Source organism: Allokutzneria sp. NRRL B-24872, assembly GCF_002155965.1.
Classification (GTDB): Bacteria; Actinomycetota; Actinomycetes; order Mycobacteriales; family Pseudonocardiaceae; genus Allokutzneria.
In genome coordinates this window covers 1-2746 of record NZ_MUMH01000293.1, presented here as the reverse complement: position 1 = coordinate 2746, position 2746 = coordinate 1, and the positions used below count along the sequence as shown (strand labels likewise).

The 2746-nt window shown below is 71.6% G+C and carries 3 protein-coding genes; all 3 read left to right on the top strand.

Annotation, left to right across the window (positions count from 1 at the left end; translation table 11 throughout):
- Positions 1–167 precede the first annotated feature (167 nt).
- Genes CCN37_RS37535 through CCN37_RS37525 form a run of 3 tightly spaced genes read left to right on the top strand, consistent with a single transcriptional unit; the run spans position 168 to position 2679 of the window.
- The gene (locus tag CCN37_RS37535) at positions 168–1001 is read left to right on the top strand and encodes a TIGR04222 domain-containing membrane protein (protein WP_086830172.1); all 834 of its coding nucleotides are present in this window, start codon (positions 168–170) and stop codon (positions 999–1001) included.
- Positions 1001–1867: a TIGR04222 domain-containing membrane protein gene (locus CCN37_RS37530; RefSeq protein WP_086830169.1), complete on the top strand. Its 867-nt coding sequence runs from the start codon at positions 1001–1003 to the stop codon at positions 1865–1867. The genes CCN37_RS37535 and CCN37_RS37530 overlap by 1 nt, the downstream gene beginning before the upstream one ends.
- Positions 1868–1872: 5 nt before the next feature.
- On the top strand, positions 1873–2679 hold the full coding sequence (locus tag CCN37_RS37525; protein ID WP_086830174.1) for a DUF692 domain-containing protein: 807 nt from the start codon (positions 1873–1875) through the stop codon (positions 2677–2679).
- Positions 2680–2746 lie beyond the last annotated feature (67 nt).

Here is a 2746-nt window from a genome sequence, read left to right as displayed (position 1 = left end):
GGCTGCGGTGGAGGCGGAGGCGGGTGAGCTCGATGTCCCCTGCTGGGGGTGGATATCGGGTGGAACCTCCTCCGCCGACCAGACCGCGGCCGTACTGAGCACGCGCCCCACTCGTGGGAAGACCACGAGTGGGGCGTTGTGTCCACTGAGGAGAGCTGGGGGCGGGCATGAGTACGGTTTTCCTTGTCGCGTACGGAACTTCTGTGGTCGGCCTGGCCTTGCTGACCGTGTGGATGCGCCGATCCGCGCTTGTCAAGTCCACTGTGGACACTTCGGTCACTGAGCTGACTTGGCGCGACGTCGCCTATCTCCGGGGCGGTCAGCACCGCGTCGCCGAGGCCGCGATCGCGCGGCTGCTGCACGACGGGCAGCTGCGCACGACCAGGCTCGGCGGTCTCGTGCGCACGGAGAACGCCTTGGCGGAGAACGAGATCGAAGAGGCCGTGCTGGAAGCGGCTCCGCTGAGCGTCGCCGTGACGGTCTCCGCGCTCACGACGCGGGTGGTCGGGCACGACGCGATGCACTTGGTGGCGGACAGGCTGATCGCGAACGGCCTGGCGATCAGCGAGCAGGACCGGACGAAGGTGCGACGCGCCGCCCTGCCCCTGTTCGCGCTCACCGCGCTCGGTGTGGTCGCTGTCCTGCTCCAGCCGTGGCTGCTCGTCGTCTCGATCCCGTTGGCAGCACTGCCGATCGCCGTCTTCGCGTTCGCCTGCCGCCCGCTCGGCACGGCGACCACCGGCGGAGCGCGGCTCGCCGAGGAAGCCGGCTCCGCGCTGCCCCACCCGGCGGCCGGACCGGTTGCTCTGCAAGGATTCCAGCACTTCCCGGACGAGACCCTGCGGCTGTACGCGCAGGAGCTGCGTCCGGCCCGGGTGCCGCACGTCCCCGACCGCCCGAAGGGGCGGCGCACTGGTTCGGGACGCGACACCCACACGTGCTCGACCGGTCACGGCGGCGGGAGCTACAACGCCTGCACCGGCGGAGGAGGGGGGTACTGATGGACGTCATGCTGTGGTCGATCGTCCTGGTCGGCTCGCTCGGGTGGGCTTTCCTGACCCGCTTCCTGATCCAGATCCGTCCGTGCGCGTACGCGCAGCGACCGCTGACGCCGACGGAGCTGGCCTACCTCGCGGGCGGTCCCCGCCGGGTGGTCGAGGTGTGCGTGGTGCGCCTGCACGAGACCAAGGCGCTGCGGCTGTCTCGGACGACCGGGCAGTTCCGCGCGATCCAGGGCTCGCTCTGGGCGGACGCGGTCGAGGAGCTGGTGCTCGACCGCGCGAGTAGCGCGATCTCCCTGCGGGGGTTGAGCAACTGGATCTACCGCTCGGACAAGGTCAAGGCGGTCCGCGACCGGCTCGTGGAGGAGGGCCTCGCCAACGGCCCCGCCCAGTCGCTGCGGGCGCGGCGCGCGGTCTATCCCGCGCTCGTGCTGCACCTGCTGGCGTTCGTCGTGCTGTTCCTCGGCGAGACCGACCTGGTCTTCCTGCCGTTCGTCGGGCTGGCGATGTCACTGATCCTGCTGCGGTGGAAGCTGCCGCTGCGCACCGCCGCTGGCAGGCGCGCGCTGAACTCCAGCCCCGCCGTCGAGCCCCTGACGGTGAACGCCGTGATCTACGGCGGCGTCGGAGCGCACCCCGACGTGGAGACGCGGCGCGCGATCCGCAAGGGCTCCGTGCCGTCGACCGAGTCCGGCTCCGGGCTCGTCTCCACCACGTGCTCCGTCGCCGGTGGATACTCGTGCGGTAGCTCCTGCGGGAGCTCTTCGTCATCGTCGTCGTGCGGGAGTTCGTCGTCCTCCTGCGGGAGCTCGTCCTCGTCCTGCGGCGGTGGTGGCGGTTGCGGTGGTGGAGGAGGCGGTTCGTGAGCGCGATCCCGGAGTTCGGCGTCGGCATCGGCTGGCGCGAGGAGATCGACCTGACGGTGGAGCGCCTGCCCGGCGTGGACTTCGTCGAGGTGGTCGCGGAGAACCTGCACGCCCACGACCTGCCCGAATCCCTCCAATTGCTGCGCGAGCGCGGCACCCCGGTGATCCCGCACGCGGTGTCGCTGTCGCTGGGCGGGGCCGACCCGCTCGACATGTCCCGGGTCGAACACCTCGGCGCGATCGCTGACCTGGTCGGAGCGCCGCTGGTCAGCGACCATGTGGCCTTCGTGCGCGCGGGCGGCTTGGAGGCTGGGCACCTGATGCCCGTCCCCCGCACCCGCGACGCGCTGGACGTGTTGTGCGCCAACGTGAAGCAGGCGCAGGCGGCGTTGAGCGTCCCGCTCGCGCTGGAGAACGTCGCCGCGCTCCTGGAGTGGCCGGGCGCCGACCTCACCGAGGGCGAGTTCCTGGCCGAGCTGGTCGAGCGCACCGACTGCTGGCTGCTCATCGACGTGGCCAACCTGCACGCCAACTCCCTCAACCTCGGCACCGACGCGCAGGCTTTCCTCGACGTGATCCCCTTGGAGCGCTTGGCATACGTGCACGTGGCCGGCGGCGCCGACGAGCACGGCGTCTACCACGACACGCACGCGCACGCCGTGCCCGCGCCCGTGCTCGACCTGCTCGGCGAACTGTGCTCGCGCGTGCGCCCGCCCGGCGTGCTGCTGGAGCGCGACGACGCCTACCCCACCGACGCCGAGCTGTCCGGAGAACTCGCCAGCATCCGCGCCGTCGTCGAGGCGTCCCGGTGAGCTCCCCTCGCGAGCGCGTCGCGGCGGCCCAGGCCGACCTCCTGCGCGCGCTGGTCGCCGACGGCAC